Annotated in this window: 17 protein-coding genes; 8 read left to right on the top strand and 9 right to left on the bottom strand. The window is 61.8% G+C overall.

Annotated features, from left to right (window positions below; all coding sequences use genetic code 11):
• Positions 1 to 143 precede the first annotated feature (143 nt).
• The 4 genes from FS665_RS03375 (at position 144) to FS665_RS03360 (ending at position 3,436) form a co-directional block, all read left to right on the top strand.
• Entirely contained in the window at positions 144 to 737 is a 594-nt protein-coding gene (locus FS665_RS03375) for an aminodeoxychorismate/anthranilate synthase component II (protein WP_145183424.1), read from the top strand.
• 9 nt (positions 738 to 746) lie between these two features.
• Positions 747 to 1,796, top strand: a complete 1,050-nt coding sequence (gene trpD, locus FS665_RS03370) for an anthranilate phosphoribosyltransferase (RefSeq protein WP_145183421.1) — start codon at positions 747 to 749, stop codon at positions 1,794 to 1,796.
• Positions 1,793 to 2,626 (top strand): indole-3-glycerol phosphate synthase TrpC, encoded by an 834-nt coding sequence (gene trpC / locus FS665_RS03365; protein ID WP_145183418.1) that lies wholly within the window; start codon positions 1,793 to 1,795, stop codon positions 2,624 to 2,626. Before trpD ends, trpC begins: the two co-directional genes overlap by 4 nt.
• Before the next feature lie 105 nt (positions 2,627 to 2,731).
• A complete protein-coding gene (locus tag FS665_RS03360; protein WP_145183416.1) occupies positions 2,732 to 3,436 on the top strand; it encodes a lipoate--protein ligase family protein in 705 nt (234 codons plus the stop codon).
• Here FS665_RS03360 and crp read toward each other — a convergent pair.
• Positions 3,433 to 4,077 carry a cAMP-activated global transcriptional regulator CRP gene (crp, locus tag FS665_RS03355; RefSeq protein ID WP_145183413.1) on the bottom strand — a complete coding sequence of 215 codons (645 nt, stop codon included), beginning with the start codon at positions 4,075 to 4,077 and terminating at the stop codon, positions 3,433 to 3,435. The two genes, FS665_RS03360 and crp, sit on opposite strands and share 4 nt — an antisense overlap.
• A 191-nt stretch (positions 4,078 to 4,268) precedes the next feature.
• On the opposite strand from crp, the gene FS665_RS03350 reads away from it, so the two are divergent.
• Positions 4,269 to 4,691, top strand: a complete 423-nt coding sequence (locus FS665_RS03350; RefSeq protein WP_145183410.1) for an OsmC family protein — start codon at positions 4,269 to 4,271, stop codon at positions 4,689 to 4,691.
• Between the two features lie 33 nt (positions 4,692 to 4,724).
• Here the strand turns inward: FS665_RS03350 and FS665_RS03345 are convergent, their stop codons facing one another.
• The 6 genes from FS665_RS03345 to hemJ form a co-directional block, all read right to left on the bottom strand.
• Positions 4,725 to 5,765, bottom strand: a complete 1,041-nt coding sequence (locus tag FS665_RS03345; protein WP_145183407.1) for a DUF2157 domain-containing protein — start codon at positions 5,763 to 5,765, stop codon at positions 4,725 to 4,727.
• A gap of 10 nt (positions 5,766 to 5,775) precedes the next feature.
• Positions 5,776 to 6,423: a 2-polyprenyl-3-methyl-6-methoxy-1,4-benzoquinone monooxygenase gene (gene coq7, locus FS665_RS03340; RefSeq protein WP_145183404.1), complete on the bottom strand. Its 648-nt coding sequence runs from the start codon at positions 6,421 to 6,423 to the stop codon at positions 5,776 to 5,778.
• 66 nt (positions 6,424 to 6,489) lie between these two features.
• A complete protein-coding gene (locus FS665_RS03335; RefSeq protein WP_145183401.1) occupies positions 6,490 to 6,828 on the bottom strand; it encodes a histidine triad nucleotide-binding protein in 339 nt (112 codons plus the stop codon).
• Between the two features lie 64 nt (positions 6,829 to 6,892).
• Positions 6,893 to 7,675: an SDR family oxidoreductase gene (locus FS665_RS03330; RefSeq protein WP_145183397.1), complete on the bottom strand. Its 783-nt coding sequence runs from the start codon at positions 7,673 to 7,675 to the stop codon at positions 6,893 to 6,895.
• A 66-nt stretch (positions 7,676 to 7,741) separates the two neighbouring features.
• Positions 7,742 to 8,698, bottom strand: coding sequence for a nitronate monooxygenase family protein (locus FS665_RS03325; protein WP_145183394.1), 957 nt, complete (start codon positions 8,696 to 8,698; stop codon positions 7,742 to 7,744).
• Positions 8,699 to 8,724: 26 nt separating this feature from the next.
• Complete coding sequence (gene hemJ / locus FS665_RS03320; RefSeq protein ID WP_145183391.1) at positions 8,725 to 9,150, bottom strand: protoporphyrinogen oxidase HemJ; 426 nt, start codon at positions 9,148 to 9,150, stop codon at positions 8,725 to 8,727.
• Between the two features lie 142 nt (positions 9,151 to 9,292).
• Here hemJ and argC point away from each other — a divergent pair, with 142 nt between their 5' ends.
• Positions 9,293 to 10,327 (top strand): N-acetyl-gamma-glutamyl-phosphate reductase, encoded by a 1,035-nt coding sequence (gene argC, locus FS665_RS03315; RefSeq protein ID WP_145183388.1) that lies wholly within the window; start codon positions 9,293 to 9,295, stop codon positions 10,325 to 10,327.
• Positions 10,328 to 10,460: 133 nt separating this feature from the next.
• Positions 10,461 to 10,811, top strand: a complete 351-nt coding sequence (gene erpA, locus FS665_RS03310; protein WP_015268740.1) for an iron-sulfur cluster insertion protein ErpA — start codon at positions 10,461 to 10,463, stop codon at positions 10,809 to 10,811.
• A 59-nt stretch (positions 10,812 to 10,870) separates the two neighbouring features.
• Here the strand turns inward: erpA and FS665_RS03305 are convergent, their stop codons facing one another.
• Positions 10,871 to 11,962 carry an anhydro-N-acetylmuramic acid kinase gene (locus tag FS665_RS03305; RefSeq protein WP_145183385.1) on the bottom strand — a complete coding sequence of 364 codons (1,092 nt, stop codon included), beginning with the start codon at positions 11,960 to 11,962 and terminating at the stop codon, positions 10,871 to 10,873.
• 2 nt (positions 11,963 to 11,964) lie between these two features.
• Positions 11,965 to 13,383 carry a peptidoglycan DD-metalloendopeptidase family protein gene (locus tag FS665_RS03300; RefSeq protein WP_145183382.1) on the bottom strand — a complete coding sequence of 473 codons (1,419 nt, stop codon included), beginning with the start codon at positions 13,381 to 13,383 and terminating at the stop codon, positions 11,965 to 11,967.
• A gap of 215 nt (positions 13,384 to 13,598) precedes the next feature.
• Between FS665_RS03300 and tyrS the strand changes: the two genes are divergently transcribed.
• Complete coding sequence (gene tyrS / locus FS665_RS03295) at positions 13,599 to 14,798, top strand: tyrosine--tRNA ligase (RefSeq protein ID WP_145183377.1); 1,200 nt, start codon at positions 13,599 to 13,601, stop codon at positions 14,796 to 14,798.
• Positions 14,799 to 15,016: the final 218 nt, after the last annotated feature.

Below are 15,016 nucleotides of genomic sequence, written 5' to 3'. Positions count from 1 at the left end.
TGACTTTATCTCCTGCCGGCCTGTCCGGCCCGCCCCCGTTTGCCTTCCTGTCCGTTCACGTTTGCCTTATGGCAAAGCTGCGTCTGTGAATCGTGTAGGAAGGTTCAGATTATGAAGTCAGTAGATTCAAGAGGTTTAGCCCGATGTTACTGATGATCGACAACTACGACTCATTCACTTACAACGTCGTCCAATACCTTGGCGAGTTGGGTGCCGAGGTCAAGGTCATTCGCAATGACGAGATGACCATTGCCCAGATCGAGGCCCTCAACCCCGAGCGCATCGTCGTCTCTCCCGGCCCTTGTACCCCGAGCGAAGCAGGCGTTTCCATCGATGCCATCCTGCACTTCGCCGGCAAGCTGCCGATCTTGGGCGTATGCCTGGGGCACCAGTCGATCGGCCAGGCCTTTGGCGGTGAGGTAGTGCGCGCCCGCCAGGTGATGCACGGCAAGACCAGCCCGGTTCACCATCGCGATCTGGGCGTGTTCGCCGGGCTCAACAACCCGCTTACCGTGACCCGCTACCATTCGCTGGTGGTCAAGCGCGAAACCCTGCCCGATTGCCTGGAAGTCACCGCATGGACCACCCATGCAGACGGTTCGGTCGACGAGATCATGGGTCTGCGTCACAAGACCTTGCAGATCGAAGGGGTGCAATTCCATCCCGAGTCCATACTCACCGAGCAGGGCCACGAGCTGTTCGCCAACTTCCTCAAGCAGACCGGCGGCCGCCGCTAAGGATCGAACATGGATATCAAAAGCGCGTTGAGCCGCATCGTCGGCCACCTGGACTTGAGCACCGATGAGATGCGCGATGTGATGCGCCAGATCATGACCGGCCAGTGCAGCGAGGCGCAGATCGGCGCCTTCCTGATGGGCATGCGCATGAAAAGCGAAAGCATCGACGAGATCGTCGGGGCGGTGTCGGTGATGCGCGAGCTGGCTGACAAGGTCGAGTTGCATAGCCTCGATGGCGTGGTCGACATCGTCGGCACCGGCGGTGATGGCGCGAATATCTTCAACGTGTCCACCGCCTCGTCGTTCGTGCTCGCCGCAGCCGGCTGCCCGGTCGCCAAGCACGGTAACCGTGCCGTGTCCGGCAAGAGCGGCAGCGCTGACCTGCTCGAAGCTGCCGGTATCTACCTGAACCTGACGCCGACCCAGGTCGCGCGTTGCATCGATAGCCTGGGCATCGGCTTCATGTTCGCCCAGAGCCACCACAGCGCCATGAAACATGCCGCTGGCCCGCGTCGCGACCTGGGGCTGCGGACCTTGTTCAACATGCTCGGCCCGCTTACGAATCCGGCCGGTGTGAAGCACCAGGTGGTCGGGGTGTTCACCCAGGCGCTGTGCCGCCCGCTCGCCGAGGTGCTGCAGCGCCTGGGCAGCAAGCATGTCCTGGTCGTGCACTCCAAGGACGGCCTGGATGAATTCAGCCTGGCGGCTCCCACGTTCGTCGCAGAGTTGAAGAACGACCAGATCAGCGAGTACTGGGTCGAGCCGGAAGACCTCGGCATGAAAAGCCAGAGCTTGCACGGCCTGGCAGTGGAGAATCCACAAGCGTCGCTGGCGCTGATTCGCGATGCGCTGAGCCGGCGCAAGACCGAAAACGGTCAGAAGGCCGCCGAAATGATCGTGCTCAATGCTGGGGCTGCGCTGTATGCCGCAGACCACGCCATGAGCCTCAAGTCGGGTGTGGAGCTGGCCCATGACGTGCTGCACACCGGCCTGGCCTGGGAGAAGCTGCAAGAGCTGGGCGCCTTTACTGCGGTATTCAAGGTGGAGAACGAAGCATGAGTGTGCCAACGGTGCTGGAGCGGATCATCGCCCGCAAGTTTCAGGAAGTGGCCGAGCGCAGTGCGCGGGTCAGCCTGGCTGAGCTGGAGCGCCTGGCCAAGACAGCAGATGCCCCGCGCGGCTTCGCCAAGGCCCTGATCGAGCAGGCCGCGCGCAAGCAGCCGGCGGTGATCGCCGAAATCAAGAAGGCCTCGCCGAGCAAAGGCGTGATCCGCGAACACTTTGTTCCTGGCGAAATTGCCGTCAGCTACGAAAAAGGCGGCGCCACCTGCCTGTCGGTGCTGACGGACGTCGATTACTTCCAGGGCGCCGACCACTACCTGCAAGAGGCCCGTGGCGCAGTCTCGCTGCCGGTGATCCGCAAGGACTTCATGGTCGATCCGTACCAGATCGTCGAGGCCCGGGCGTTGGGCGCCGACTGTGTGTTGTTGATCGTTTCGGCGCTCGACGACGTGAAGATGGCTGAATTGGCGGCGGTCGCCAAGGACGTTGGGCTCGACGTGCTGGTCGAAGTGCATGATGGCGATGAATTGGAGCGCGCCTTGAATACGCTCGATACGCCACTGGTTGGGGTGAACAATCGCAACCTGCACACCTTCGAGGTCAGCCTGGAGACTACGCTCGACCTGCTGCCACGGATCCCGCGCGACCGCCTGGCCATCACCGAGAGCGGAATACTCAATCGCGAAGACGTGCAGTTGATGGCAATCAACAACGTGTATTCGTTCCTGGTCGGTGAAGCATTCATGCGCGCCGAACAGCCCGGGCTCGAACTGCAGCGGCTGTTCTTCCCGGATCAGGTGAAGAAAACCGTTCAGCAACTGGACTGAGCGCAGACAAGCCGGCGCACTGCCGGCTTTTTTCTGCCTGCACGCGCGGCCGTTGCTGTTGCGACCAGCGAGCCTTGGCGGCGCCACCCTACCGAAGGTACAACCATGACTGAGCAACCGCTTGCGATCACTGTTGAGGCAGGCCTGCAGGCCGAACAGGCGCTGTTGGCTGCGGTATGTCGCGGTGATCGCGAATGCGCCGTGTTGTTCTGGCGCCCGACTGATTGTGCATTGGTCATGCCGCGGCGCATGAGCCGCCTCGAGCACTTTGAAGCCGCCTGTGCAGAGTTGGCCATTGCCGGATGGCCGGTGCTGCTTCGCGAAACCGGTGGCGAGCCGGTCCCGCAATCGCCTGCGACGGTGAATATCGCCCTGGTGTACGTGGCGCCACGCAGCGAAGGCGACCACGGCCGAATCGAGAACGCCTACGAGCGTTTGTGCCTGCCGTTATGCGAGGTATTGCGCGAGTGGGGCGGTGTGGCCTCGGTGGGTGAGATCGACGGGGCTTTCTGCGATGGGCGCTATAACGTCAACCTCAATGGCCGCAAGCTGGTCGGCACGGCCCAGCGCTGGCGCCAGGGCCTGGGTGGCAAACGGCCGGTGGTGCTGGTGCACGGTGCCCTGTTGCTGGACAACGAACGGGAGTCGATGGTCGCTGCCGTCAACCGCTTCAACGAATGTTGCGAACTTGAGCAGCGCTGCCGCGCCGACAGTCACATCGCCCTGCATGAAGTAGCGCCCGAGGCACCCTGGTTCGAGCGTTTGGCCAAAGCCTATGACGATGTGCTGGCGGCATTGCCCAAAGACTAACGCGTACCGTAGACCACCATGGTCTTGCCTTTGACTTGCACCAGGCTGCGTTCTTCCAGGTCCTTGAGGACGCGGCCGACCATCTCCCGGGAGCAACCGACGATCCGCCCGATCTCCTGGCGGGTGATCTTGATCTGCATGCCGTCAGGGTGAGTCATGGCATCGGGTTGCTTGCACAATTCAAGCAGGCATCGGGCCACGCGACCGGTCACGTCGAAAAAGGCCAGGTCACCCACTTTGCGCGTGGTATTGCGCAGGCGCTGGGCCATCTGGCTGCCCAGGGCATAGAGAATGTCCGGATCTTGCCTGGTCACTTCACGAAATCGGTCGTAGCTGATTTCCGCCACTTCGCATTCTGTCTTGGCCCGTACCCAGGCGCTGCGCTGGTGTTCGCCGCCATTGGGCTCGAACAATCCCAACTCGCCGAAGAAGTCGCCGTTGTTGAGGTAGGCGATGATCATCTCGTGGCCTTCGTCGTCTTCGATCAAGATGGTGACCGAGCCCTTGATGATGAACGACAGCGTATCGGCCCGATCCCCGGCGCAGATGATGTTGCTCTTGGCGGTATAGCGGCGGCGCTGGCAGTGGGCTAACAGCTTGTCGATGTTCTTGATCTTGGCGGGTAGGGCTGAGGCAACCATCACGAAATCCTGTTCGATGCGACGCATAGGCTCTTGTTAGTCATCGGCTGACGCGAAGCGCCAGTCAATTGGCGCCAGCTTATCAGACACGGCCGGCAGTTTTGACACTAAAGCGCAGTGCATTGAGCTTTTCCGACAGGCATCCAAGGCTTAAGCTGACACCCTTTTGCGAATTCCAGGAGTACAGACAGATGAAGGCACGCATCCAATGGGCCGGCGAAGCCATGTTTCTCGGCGAGTCCGGGAGCGGTCATGTCGTGGTGATGGACGGTCCGCCCGAAGCCGGTGGGCGGAACCTGGGCGTACGCCCGATGGAAATGCTCCTGCTCGGCCTGGGCGGCTGCAGCAGTTTCGATGTGGTCAGCATCTTGAAGAAATCGCGCCAGGCCGTGGAAAGCTGCGAGGCGTTTCTCGAAGCCGAGCGGGCCAGTGAAGACCCAAAGGTGTTCACCAAGATCCACATGAATTTCGTGGTCAAGGGCCGCGGTTTGAAAGAAGCCCAGGTCAAGCGCGCGGTAGAGCTATCGGCCGAGAAGTATTGCTCGGCTTCGATCATGCTCGAACGGGCCAACGTCGAAATCACCCATGGTTACGAAATCGTCGAGCTGGGCTGAGCCTGACGGGGCGGCGCGCGGCCCCGCCTCGTTTCAGTCGCGCAGCGCGGGAAGCGCCGCCACCAACCAGTCGGGGAGGTTGCTGCGCACTGCCTGGCTCAAGCGCTCCCGGCGCTTCTGGTAAAGCAGGCCAAGGCCGATCACCCCAAGGCCGATAAAGCTCAGCACCACGGGGAACAACAACGAAGCGGCGAATACCTCGTAAGACAGGTAGCCCAAATAAGCGGCCACCCCCATGGCCCCGAATACCATGAACACTGGCCGGCGCAAGAGCACAGCGATGCCCATCAGGCCCAGGTTGATCAAACAATACAGCGCCTTGCCCAGCTCGCTGGCGCTTTCCGTCATGGTAAGCCCGCCCCAGAACGCCGCCAGCCCGGCCAGGTAACCCCAACGCGCATAATCGCCGCGCGTGCGGCCATCGATGATCAGAAATGCCATGAGCGTGGCGAGGCCGAACCACAGCGATACCGTGCGCCGCTGGTCCCAGCTGAACGGTGAGCCATAGATCCATTCGCTCAAGTCCATGGACATGAACCACAGCGCTACAGCGATCGGCATCACGATGAAGGGGTAGGGCACCAGCCGCAACATCAGCAGCCCCGCGACAACGGTGGCGGCCTCCATCAGCAGCCACCCCCCTTGTACGTAGGTGTAGTACTGATGATAGTCAGCCTGCGTATCGTCCATTGGCCACCATCCGGCGAGCCGTTCGATGGCAAAGACCAGCAACGGCACGATACTGACCGCCGCCGCCGCCAGTACGCCCGCCGCGATGGGTTGCTGGCGCCGCTGCCAATACAGCGCAAGTGCGGTGAGTGACACGATATACAGGGCGGCCACCGCGAGCAGGGCGCCATCGCCGATGCGCATCCACGCTTCGGTCAGTAACCAGCCCATGGCGCCCATGATCAGCAGCGCACCGAAGTAGAATGCCGTGTGGGCCAGTTGAAGATTGCCTTGGGACGGGGACTGGCTGCGCAGAAAGGCCAGCAGGGCCTGGTCCTGACCCGGCTGCAGAACCCCGGCTTGCACGGCGCGCGCCAGGTCCTTGGCGTCGATTCGATCCGTCATGGTTGCGCCTTCAGATGCGGTAAGTGCTCTTGGTCATGACCTTGGCCAACAGGCTCATGCCAAACCGTACGGGCATCGGGAAGCGGTAGCCGCCTGCCTCGAGGGCGGAATCGGCATGCTCGGCCTCATCGACACGCATCTGTTCGAGAATAGCGCGGGATTTCTCGTCCTGTTCGGGGAGCTGTTGCAAGTGCTCGTCCAGGTGTTTGCACACCTGATGCTCGGTGGCGGCGACGAAACCCAGGCTGACCTTGTCGCTGACCAGACCCGCCACGGCACCAATACCGAATGACATGCCGTAGAACAGCGGATTGAGCACGCTGGGGTGACTGCCCAGTTGGCGGATACGTTGTTCGCACCAGGCCAGATGGTCGATTTCTTCGTCGGCGGCGTGCTCCATGGCCTTGCGCACCTGCGGCAGCTTGGCGGTCAGGGCTTGGCCTTGGTAAAGCGCCTGGGCGCAGACTTCACCGGTGTGGTTGATGCGCATGAGGCCGGCGACGTGGCGGGTCTGCTGCTCATCGAGCTGGGCATCGGGTTGAATGATCGCCGGCGACGGGCGGGACGGTTGGCCGCTGAAGGGCAGCAAGGTGCGCATGGCGGTATCGGCCTGCAGCAACAAGCGGTCGAGCGGCGAGTAGTGACGTTCGGTAGCCATCGGGCACCTCCGCTGAAGTGATGCCCGACAGTCTACCTCAATCGCCCACATGGGGCTTGCCTTGGGTCAGCCGGGCGGCCAGTTCATCTGGCGCTGGCCGAGCACGTGCATGTGGATGTGGTAGACGGTCTGACCGCCTTGTTCGTTGCAGTTCATGACCACGCGGAAGCCATCTGCGCAGCCCAGTTCCTTGGCCAGTCGCTGGGCGGTGAAAAGAATGTGGCCCGCCAGGCCCTTATCTTCTTCAGTGAGGTCGTTGAGGGTGCGGATGTGCTTTTTCGGAATGACCAGGAAATGCACGGGCGCCTGTGGCGCGATGTCATGAAACGCCAGGACCTGGTCGTCTTCGTAAATGATCTTGGCGGGAATTTCCCGGTTGATGATCTTGATGAATAAATCGTCCACAGCACTTGCTCCAGGGTGAGTGACCGGCCCGAGTGTACTCAGCCTGGCGTCACTCGCCCAGTGGCTATTCCATACCGAGCGGACAGTAACGGCGGTGAATCAAGCCGGCCAGCTTGCGCGTCGCCCAGCGCGGCAAAAGACGCGCAAGACTTGCCAGCCAGCGGTTGCGGCGCTGCGGCATGATCACCGCGCGGTTTTTGGCGAGGGCTCGTACCGTGTACAGCGCCACTTCTTCAGGGCTCAGGCAGCGCTTGCTGCCTTCGAGCCTGGGAATGCGCCGGCGCGGCGAACGAACCGGGCCCGGGCACAGTACCGATACTTTGATACCAGCCGGTTTGAGCTCTTCACGCAGGGCCTCGCTGAAACTCATCACGTAGGCCTTGCTGGCGGCGTAAGTGGCCATGCCGGGGCCCGGCGCAACGGCGGCCAGGCCGGCGATGGTGAGGATCTGTCCGCCACCTTGAACTGCCATCAGGTTACCGATGGCATGGCACAGCCGGCTAACGGCAAGAATGTTGACCTCGAGCAGGTCTTGCTCGTCTGCCCACTCATGGGCCAGGAACGGCCCATAGGTGCGTTGCCCGGCAGCGTTCACCAACAGGTCGATGCGTCGCTCGCCTTCTTCGAGCTCCAGAACGAAGCCCGAGAGCCGCAGCGGCTGACTGAGGTCACAAGCGCGCAGCAGCACTTCGACGCCGAAGCGCTGGGCCAGCTCGAGCGCGATGGGTTCGAGGGTTTCTCGATGACGTGCCACCAGTATCAAGTTACGCCCGCGCCGCGCCAGCGCTTCCGCCAGGGCCAGTCCCACGCCGCTGGAAGCACCGGTAATCATGGCGTAACGGGTCATGCATGGCTCCTGGGGGCGGAAGGGGCGCACAGTGTACAGCTTGCCCGAGCGAGTTGTTGCCTTTTGCTACGGGGCCTTGGCGCGTAACGCATCGGCGCGTGCCAGGGCAGCGTGGTACTCACTGTGCAAGCGTTCGATCAAGCGAGCGACACTGGGCAGATCATGGATATCGCCGACGCCTTGACCTGCTGACCAGACCGTTTTCCACGCCTTGGCCTCGTCGTCGATCGGCTTGAGCTTGCCCTGTTCATGCCCGGATTCGAGTGAGGCCATGTCGTAGCCGGCCTGTTCCAGGCTAGGGCGCAGGAAGTTGGCAGGGATGCCCGACACGGCAGGGGTATGGATGATGTCGGCAGCCTGGGCGCTCAGCAGCATCTGTTTGTAGCCATCCTGGGCCTGGCTCTCCTGCGTGGCGATCAAGCGGGTACCCACGTAGGCCAGGTCGGCTCCCAACAGTTGGGCCGCAAGCACTTCGTGGCCGTGGTTGATACAGCCTGCCAGCAGTAATGTCTTGTCGAAGAACTGGCGAATCTCGGCAGCCAGGGCAAACGGGCTGCAAGTTCCGGCGTGGCCGCCGGCACCTGCAGCCACAGCGATCAAGCCATCGACCCCGGCCTGGGCGGCTTTTTCAGCGTGACGGCGGGTGGTGACATCGTGGAATACCAGGCCGCCATAGCCGTGTACGGCGTCTACCACTTCTTTCACCGCGCCCAGGCTGGTGATGACGATCGGCACGCGATGCGCCACGCACAATGCAAGGTCTGCCTGCAAGCGCGGGTTGCTCGGGTGAACGATCAGGTTTACCGCGTAGGGCGCAGGCGCCTTCAGCGCGGCCAAGCCCGCCTCGATCTCCTCGAGCCAGGCCTTGAAGCCAGCGCTGTCGCGCTGGTTCAGGGCCGGGAAACTGCCCACCACGCCGCTGGCGCAGCAGCTCAGCACCATCTGAGGGTTGGAAATGAGAAACATCGGCGCGGCGACGATTGGCAAGCACAGGCGTTGCTCAAGGGATGCGGGCAATGACATGGGCGGGCTCCAGTGCTCGAGGGCGATCAGAACGGTTTGACCACCACCAGGATGACGATGCCCAGCAACAAGAGCACCGGTACTTCGTTGAACCAGCGGTAGTACACATGGCTACGAGTATTGGTGCCTGCAGCGAAGCGTTTGCGCTGGGCGCCGCAGATGTGATGGTAGCCGGTCAGCACGATGACCAGGGTCAGCTTGGCGTGCAACCAGCCCTGGCTCAACCAGCCGGGGGTCAGGTAGAGCATCCAGGCACCGAAGACGTAGGTGGCGATCATCGCCGGGTTCATGATGCCGCGGTACAATTTGCGTTCCATGGTGATGAAGCGTTCCTGGCTGATGCCGTCCTGGCTCTGCGCGTGGTAGACGAACAACCTGGGCAGATAGAAGAGGCCGGCGAACCAGCAGACCACGCTGACGATGTGCAGCGCTTTGATCCATAGGTAAAGCATGGGGGAAGTTCCTTCAAGTGATCACGGTCGTCAGATAGTAGAGGGCAAGCGCCCGAAGAGGCACCCCAAGAGTTGTTACAGACGGCTTGCGCCCCTATCATCGTGCGCTTTCCAGACGGCTCGTTGATAAGGGGCAAGCGTTATGATCAAGGTCGGTATCGTCGGCGGCACAGGGTACACCGGTGTCGAATTGCTGCGTTTGCTGGCGCAGCACCCTCAGGCCGAGGTAGCGGTCATCACCTCGCGCTCCGAAGCGGGGATGGCTGTTGCCGACATGTACCCGAACTTGCGCGGCCACTACGATGGCCTGGCCTTCAGCGTGCCCGACAGCAAGACCCTGGCCGCTTGTGACGTGGTGTTCTTCGCCACTCCGCACGGCGTCGCCCACGCCCTGGCCGGCGAGCTGCTGGCTGCCGGGACCAAGGTCATCGACCTCTCCGCTGACTTTCGCCTGCAGGACGCGGTGGAATGGGGCACGTGGTACGGTCAGCCGCACGGCGCGCCGGAGCTGCTCAAGGACGCCGTATACGGCCTGCCCGAGGTCAACCGCGAGCGCATTCGCAAAGCACGTCTGATCGCCGTGCCGGGTTGCTACCCGACTGCCACCCAGCTGGGCTTCCTGCCACTGCTCGAAGCGGGCCTGGCCGATCCCTCGCGGCTGATCGCCGACTGCAAGTCCGGCGTCAGTGGTGCTGGTCGCGGCGCAGCAGTGGGCTCGTTGTTCTGTGAGGCGGGTGAAAGCATGAAGGCTTATGCCGTCAAAGGTCACCGCCATCTGCCGGAAATCAGCCAAGGCCTGCGTCAGGCTGCTGGCGGGGATATCGGCCTTACCTTCGTACCGCACCTGACGCCCATGATCCGCGGCATCCATGCAACGCTTTACGCGACCGTGGTCGATACCTCGGTCGACCTGCAGGCGCTGTTCGAGAAACGCTATGCCGATGAACCGTTCGTCGACGTAATGCCGGCCGGCAGCCATCCGGAAACCCGTAGCGTACGCGGCGCCAACGTCTGCCGTATCGCCGTGCATCGCCCGCAAGGCGGTGACCTGGTAGTGGTGTTGTCGGTGATCGACAACCTGGTCAAGGGCGCCTCGGGCCAGGCGGTGCAGAACCTCAATATCCTGTTTGGCCTGGACGAGCGCATGGGGTTGTCTCACGCTGGCCTGCTGCCCTGAGCGAGCCGCGTCGAGCTGCAGGCGCGCGCCTGGCGCCCGCTTGCAGCTTACGTATTGTTGACCGATTTTCTCGGAGAAGCGGATAATACGCGTCATCGAGTTTTATGGCGGCGATTACGCCGGGAGAGTCAACATGAGCGTCGAAACCTTCACCCCTACGGCTTTGGAATTCACCCATGGCGCTGCGCAAAAGGTGAAGAACCTGGTTTCCGAAGAAGGCAATGACCGTCTGAAACTGCGCGTTTTCGTCACTGGCGGCGGCTGCTCGGGCTTCCAGTACGGCTTCACCTTCGATGAAGATGTTGCCGAAGACGACACCATCGTCGAGCGCGAAGGCGTTTCGTTGGTGGTCGATCCAATGAGCTTCCAGTATTTGGCTGGCGCCGAAGTGGATTACCAGGAAGGCCTGGAAGGTTCGCGCTTCGTGATCAAGAACCCGAACGCCGCTACCACCTGCGGCTGCGGTTCCTCGTTCTCCATCTGAACCCGGCTGGATGCAAAAACGCCGCGCAATTGCGCGGCGTTTTACCCTGTGGGCTAAGGTCAGGCTGGGTAGATGGCGCCAAGCACTCGCAGGCCTTGGGCTGCGGTCACGCTTGGGCGGTTGGCCGCGATGCCCTCCAGGCAGCAGTGGGCCAGCCAAGCGAACGCCATGGCCTCGACCCAGTCGGGATCGATGCCGTGGCTGCCGGTACTGCTGACTGTGGCAGCGGGCAGCAGTTGCCCAAGACGGGCCATCAGCGCACCATTGCGCGCGCCGCCACCGCAGACCAATAAAGCCTCGGTGCCGTGTTGAGCGTTCTGCAAGGCGTCGATGATGCTGCGCGCGGTCAATTCCAGCAACGTAGCCTGTACGTCCTGGATCGAATAGGCAGGCAGCTGAGCCAGGTGGCGATCCAGCCAGGCCAGGTTGAACACCTCACGGCCCGTACTTTTCGGGCCGCTGCCGGCAAAAAAGTCATCACTGAGCAGGCGCGACAGCAAGTCCGCCTGGACCTGACCGCTGGCAGCCCAGCGGCCGTTGGCATCGTAGGTCTGGCCCAGCTGACGCTCGATCCAGGCATCCAGCAAGACGTTGCCAGGGCCGCAGTCGAAGCCGTGCACGGGCTTGTCGTGCTCGATCAGGCTGAGGTTGCTGAATCCGCCGATGTTGAGAATCGCCAGGCGTTGGCCAAGGTGGCCGAACAAGTGCTCGTGAAACGCCGGAACCAGTGGCGCGCCCTGGCCGCCAGCCGCCACGTCGCGGCGGCGAAAATCAGCCACCACGCTGATGCCCGTGAGCTCCGCCAGTAGCGCCGGGTTACCGATTTGCACGGTGAAGCCGCGGGCTGGCTCGTGGCGGATGGTCTGGCCATGGCTGCCGATCGCGCGGACGGCGCTGGCAGGCAGCTGCTGGCTGGCCAGCAAAGCATGCACACCTTCACCCGCCAGGGTGGCCCAGCGGTTTTCGGCAAGGGCCGCGCGAGCGATTTCATCAGCGCCGCTGCTGCACAGGCTGAGCAATTCCTGGCGCAAGTCGGTGGGCATGGGCACGTAATGCGTTGCGAGCAAGCGCAATTGGGCACCTTGCTCGATCAACGCGATGTCCAGCCCATCGAGGCTGGTGCCGGACATCAGCCCTAGATAAAGCGCCATGCTCAGCGCTTGTTCGCCGCGAGCATGGTGGCCTTTTCCTGGTCCATGCGTGCGATCAAGGGTTGGCTCTGCTGCAGGAAGCGCTGGCGCTCGTTCTTGGCGATCGGGTCGGACATGGGCACCTTCTGGCTCAGTGGGTCGACGTGAACACCGTTGACCTGGAACTCATAGTGCAGGTGCGGGCCGGTGGACAGGCCAGTGGTGCCAATGTAGCCAATGATCTGGCCTTGCTTGACGTTGCTGCCGTTCTTGATGCCTTTGGCGAAGCCCTGCATATGACCGTAGAGGGTCTTGTAGCGATTGCCGTGGGCGATGATCACGGTGTTGCCGTAGCCGCCGCGGCGGCCGGCCAGTTCGATGCGCCCGTCCCCAGCAGCCTTGATGGGCGTACCACGTGGGGCGGCGTAGTCCACACCCTTGTGGGCACGGATCTTGTTCAGAATGGGGTGCTTGCGGCCTGCAGAGAAGCGCGAGCTGATGCGTGCGAAGTCTACAGGCGTACGGATGAACGCCTTGCGCAGGCTGTTGCCATCGGCGGTGTAGTAGCTGGTGTTGCCCTGCTTGTTGGTGTAGCGCACCGCCGTGTAGGTTTTGCCGCGGTTGGTGAAACGGGCAGAAAGGATATTGCCGGTGCCGACGACCTTGCCGTCCATGACTTTCTGCTCGTAGACCACATCGAATTCGTCGCCTGGGCGGATGTCCTGGGCGAAGTCGATGTCGTAGCCCAGCACCTTGGCCATGTCCATGGTCATGCTGTGCGAAAGGCCGGCACGCTGCGCGGAGGCTGACAGCGAGCTCTTGATCACGCCGTGGGCATAGGCAGTGCGTACTACGGGTTTGACGATCTCGCGATCGAAGGCATAGCCCTTGGCGGTCTTGCTCAGGCGGATGGTTTCGAGGTTGCTGACCTTGCTGTGCAGGCTGGCGAGCTGGCCATCCTTGTCGAGTTCGAACTGCAACACCTGACCATGCTTGAGCTGGCTGAACTGCTTGGCTTGCTTGCCGCTGGCCAGTACATCGTGGACCGCATTGGCCGGCAGGCCAACCTTGGCGAACAGGGTGGACAGGGTGTCGCCGCGGGCCACGGTGACTTCGCGGTGGCCGGGGAGCTTGGCGGTGGTGTTGTCGTCGGCGGCAGGCGCTTGCTGGGCGGCCTGCTCGGTATCGGCTTGGGCGCCCTCGATCTGTGCAAAGGGCGAGCCTTGACCGGCTTGCGATTGGACCAGCGGGGCGGTGCCGGCTTCGTCCTTCAATTGCTCGGCCGGGCTTTCGAGCTCCAGGCTAAGGGTGGTTTTTTTCGCTTCGACGTCGCTGGTTGGGAAGACTAGAAGGGCCAGGCTGAGCAGGGCGGCGATACCGCTAGCGGCCAACAGATGGCTTTTCGGATAAAGCGGAGGCGCTTTAGGCGTTTCGTTGGTCATAGGTAAGGAGACTTTGAAGAAAAGTGAATATGGAAAAGATGAATGACATGATGAAGATGAAATAACTGTATAAAATATAACCAAATCTATTTTCGCGCAAGGGCGCGTAGACGCTGTGACGCTACGGTCGGGTCACATTTCATTTCGAAACTTGTAATTGATGGCCGATCTTGTATGGTTGGCTCCCTTTGAATCTGAGCCTTGCGGGTCTGTCTATGAAGTCGGTTGAAGAGCAGCTGGCGCTTATCAAGCGCGGTGCGGAAGAGGTGTTGGTCGAGTCGGAACTGGTCGAGAAGCTCAAGCGCGGCCAGCCTCTGCGTATCAAGGCAGGCTTCGATCCGACCGCGGCTGACCTGCACCTGGGCCACACGGTGCTGATCAACAAGCTGCGCCAGTTCCAGGAGCTGGGGCATCAGGTGATCTTCCTGATCGGTGATTTCACCGGCATGATCGGCGATCCCAGCGGCAAGAGCGCCACGCGTCCGCCGCTGACCCGCGAGCAGGTACTGGACAACGCCGAGACGTATAAGCAGCAGGTGTTCAAGATTCTCGATCCGGCCAAGACCGAAGTCGCGTTCAACTCTACCTGGATGGACCAGCTCACGCCGGCCGACTTCATTCGCCTGGCATCGCAGTACACCGTCGCACGCATGCTCGAGCGGGATGACTTCGACAAGCGCTACACCACCAACCAGCCGATCGCCATCCACGAATTCCTTTACCCATTGGTGCAGGGCTACGACTCGGTCGCCTTGCACGCAGATGTCGAACTGGGTGGGACCGACCAGAAATTCAACCTGCTGATGGGGCGCGAGTTGCAGCGCGCCTATGGTCAGGAAGCACAGAACATCGTGACCATGCCGCTGCTCGAAGGTCTGGACGGTGTGAAGAAGATGTCCAAGTCGCTGGGTAACTATGTGGGTATCCAGGAGGCGCCAGGTGTGATGTACAGCAAGCTGGTGTCGATTCCGGATACCTTGATGTGGCGCTATTTCGAGCTGCTGAGCTTCCGTTCGATGGAAGAGATCGAGCAGCTGCGCGTCGACGTCGCCAATGGGGCGAACCCGCGTGACATCAAGATCAAGCTGGCCGAAGAAATCGTCGCACGCTTCCATGGTGAAGAGGCGGCGGCCAATGCTCACCGCGCTGCGGGCAACCGCATGAAGGAAGGGGAGCTGCCGGAGGACCTGCCAGAAATCGAAGTGGCAGCAACTGAAGATCTGCCGATCGCTGCCGTTCTCAACCGGGCTGGCCTGGTGAAGAATTCTGCACAGGCCCGCGACTTGCTGAGTGGTGGCGCCGTCAAAGTGGATGGCGCCGTCGTTGACAAGGACTTCCTGTTTGCGCTCGGCGCGACCCATGTGTGCCAGGCTGGGAAGAAGTCGTTCGGCCGGGTTACCTTGAAAGCCGAGTAAGCGCCGGGTGATTTAGCTATATAGAAGCGGGGAGGCCGGCAGGCCTCCCCGCTTTGTTTTCAGCGATAGCTGCATTTAATCAAATTAACGGTTGACGCCTTCTCGAATCCCCTTATAATGCGCCCCACTTCCAGCGACAATGGAACGAGAAACTCCTTGAGATTCAACGAGTTAGATTGTTCAAGCGGCGTTGGAAACGCTTCGATCGTCAGGTCGGC

This window comes from Pseudomonas sp. URMO17WK12:I11 (genome assembly GCF_007677725.1).
GTDB lineage: Bacteria > Pseudomonadota > Gammaproteobacteria > Pseudomonadales > Pseudomonadaceae > Aquipseudomonas.
The sequence above is the reverse complement of the archived record's forward strand: the minus strand, read 5'-3'. Positions and strand labels throughout refer to the sequence as shown.

What these genes read in the sequence shown, in the direction of transcription:
- FS665_RS03375 (WP_145183424.1), top strand. Translation starts at nt 144, where the DNA reads ATGTTACTGATGATCGACAACTACGACTCATTCACTTACAACGTCGTC.
- trpD (WP_145183421.1), top strand. Translation starts at nt 747, where the DNA reads ATGGATATCAAAAGCGCGTTGAGCCGCATCGTCGGCCACCTGGACTTG.
- trpC (WP_145183418.1), top strand. Translation starts at nt 1,793, where the DNA reads ATGAGTGTGCCAACGGTGCTGGAGCGGATCATCGCCCGCAAGTTTCAG.
- FS665_RS03360 (WP_145183416.1), top strand. Translation starts at nt 2,732, where the DNA reads ATGACTGAGCAACCGCTTGCGATCACTGTTGAGGCAGGCCTGCAGGCC.
- crp (WP_145183413.1), bottom strand. Translation starts at nt 4,077, where the DNA reads ATGGTTGCCTCAGCCCTACCCGCCAAGATCAAGAACATCGACAAGCTG.
- FS665_RS03350 (WP_145183410.1), top strand. Translation starts at nt 4,269, where the DNA reads ATGAAGGCACGCATCCAATGGGCCGGCGAAGCCATGTTTCTCGGCGAG.
- FS665_RS03345 (WP_145183407.1), bottom strand. Translation starts at nt 5,765, where the DNA reads ATGACGGATCGAATCGACGCCAAGGACCTGGCGCGCGCCGTGCAAGCC.
- coq7 (WP_145183404.1), bottom strand. Translation starts at nt 6,423, where the DNA reads ATGGCTACCGAACGTCACTACTCGCCGCTCGACCGCTTGTTGCTGCAG.
- FS665_RS03330 (WP_145183397.1), bottom strand. Translation starts at nt 7,675, where the DNA reads ATGACCCGTTACGCCATGATTACCGGTGCTTCCAGCGGCGTGGGACTG.
- FS665_RS03325 (WP_145183394.1), bottom strand. Translation starts at nt 8,698, where the DNA reads ATGTCATTGCCCGCATCCCTTGAGCAACGCCTGTGCTTGCCAATCGTC.
- hemJ (WP_145183391.1), bottom strand. Translation starts at nt 9,150, where the DNA reads ATGCTTTACCTATGGATCAAAGCGCTGCACATCGTCAGCGTGGTCTGC.
- argC (WP_145183388.1), top strand. Translation starts at nt 9,293, where the DNA reads ATGATCAAGGTCGGTATCGTCGGCGGCACAGGGTACACCGGTGTCGAA.
- erpA (WP_015268740.1), top strand. Translation starts at nt 10,461, where the DNA reads ATGAGCGTCGAAACCTTCACCCCTACGGCTTTGGAATTCACCCATGGC.
- FS665_RS03305 (WP_145183385.1), bottom strand. Translation starts at nt 11,962, where the DNA reads ATGGCGCTTTATCTAGGGCTGATGTCCGGCACCAGCCTCGATGGGCTG.
- FS665_RS03300 (WP_145183382.1), bottom strand. Translation starts at nt 13,383, where the DNA reads ATGACCAACGAAACGCCTAAAGCGCCTCCGCTTTATCCGAAAAGCCAT.
- tyrS (WP_145183377.1), top strand. Translation starts at nt 13,599, where the DNA reads ATGAAGTCGGTTGAAGAGCAGCTGGCGCTTATCAAGCGCGGTGCGGAA.